General features: G+C 69.3%; 2 protein-coding genes. Both read left to right on the top strand.

From position 1 onward, the window contains the following. Window positions 1–267, top strand: a 267-nt coding sequence (locus AB0J80_RS38505; RefSeq protein ID WP_364714788.1) for a hypothetical protein, incomplete at its 5' end; no start/stop codon positions are given. Then, a partial coding sequence (locus AB0J80_RS38500) for a CHAT domain-containing protein (RefSeq protein ID WP_364714787.1) occupies window positions 264–1273 on the top strand: 1010 nt, incomplete at its 3' end. The genes AB0J80_RS38505 and AB0J80_RS38500, both read left to right, overlap by 4 nt.

The following is a 1273-nucleotide window of genomic DNA, read 5'->3' as shown; positions in this document are numbered from 1 at the left end:
AAGGCGTGGGCTGGTGATGAGGAGGCCGCCGCGCTGGGTACTGCCTCGTTGCGCCCGTCCGCTCCGGGCACGTTCTTTCCCGATGTGGCGGAGTTGGTTGGGGTGCCGTTGGCGGTGAATGTGGCCAGCAGTGTGGTGTATGACCTGCTTCGGCGGCTGGTGGTGCAGCAGCGTCCCGCAGTCGATGCGACGGAGTTGGAGTTGGTCGAAACGGTGTCGGGTGATGATCGGGTGGTGGTGGTCCGGGTCCACCGGAGCACCAGATGACCGACGGCGAAGGTCTCGCGTCGGCCATGCTGGTGCGCGTGTCCGAGCGGTCGTGCGGCCCGGACGGATCGTTCGTCGCCCGGGTGTCCTTCCCGGACGGGACGGAGCACGAGGTCACCGTGGTCGACCCGGCTGGGGAGGGTGACGAGGAGCGGCTGGCCTGGTATTTCGAGGAGCACCTGCGGTTCCCGTTCTTGGATCAGGACTGGCACGACGATGCGGTGCGGCGGTTGCGGGATTACGGGCAGCGGCTGTTCGATCAGGTCTTCGGCGGTGACGTAGCGGGTGACTACCGGCTGTTGGCCCGGCAGGGGTTCGACGGCTGCCGTCTGCAGGTCACCGGGTCGGCGGCGTTTCACCGGTTGCACTGGGAGGCCCTCTATGACCCGCAGTTGCCGGTCCCGGCGGTGCTGCGGCTGCCGGTGACCCGCCAGGTCGACCGGATCCCGCCAGGCTTCGTGTTGCCGCCGGAGCGACCCACGCTGAACATCCTGGTGGTCACCGCCCGTCCGGGCGGGGGCGCGGACGTCGGGTACCGCACGATCTCGCGGCCGTTGCTGGACGGGTTACGCACGGCGGACCGTCCGGTGGTGGTGGATCTGGTACGCCCGGGTACCTGGCCGGCGGTGGTGCAGCAGTTGCGGGCCGCGACGAAGCTGCACGGCTCGGGCTACTACCAGGTGATCCACTTCGATGTGCACGGTGCGGTGGCCGAGTTCGCCGAGCTGGAAGCCGGCCGGGTCGCCGACCGCTACCTGTTCGGGTCCGGCAGGCCGGCGGCGTTCGAGGGTGAGCGGGCGTTCCTGTTCTTCGAAACCTCGGAGGAGGGTAAGGCCGAGCCGGTGTCGGCGCAGCAGGTAGCTGATCTGCTGGCCGAGCATCGGGTGCCCGTTGCGGTGCTGAACGCGTGTCAGTCGGCCAAGGAACCGGCCAGCGAGGCCAGTCTGGCCCAGCGACTGGTCGCCGCGGGGGTGCCGGTGACGGTGGGCATGGCCTATTCGGTGAC

The organism is Actinoplanes sp. NPDC049548 (assembly GCF_040676695.1).
In the GTDB taxonomy this organism is placed as follows: domain Bacteria; phylum Actinomycetota; class Actinomycetes; order Mycobacteriales; family Micromonosporaceae; genus Actinoplanes.
Note: the sequence above shows the minus strand (reverse complement) of the source record. Positions and strands in the feature narration are given on the sequence as shown.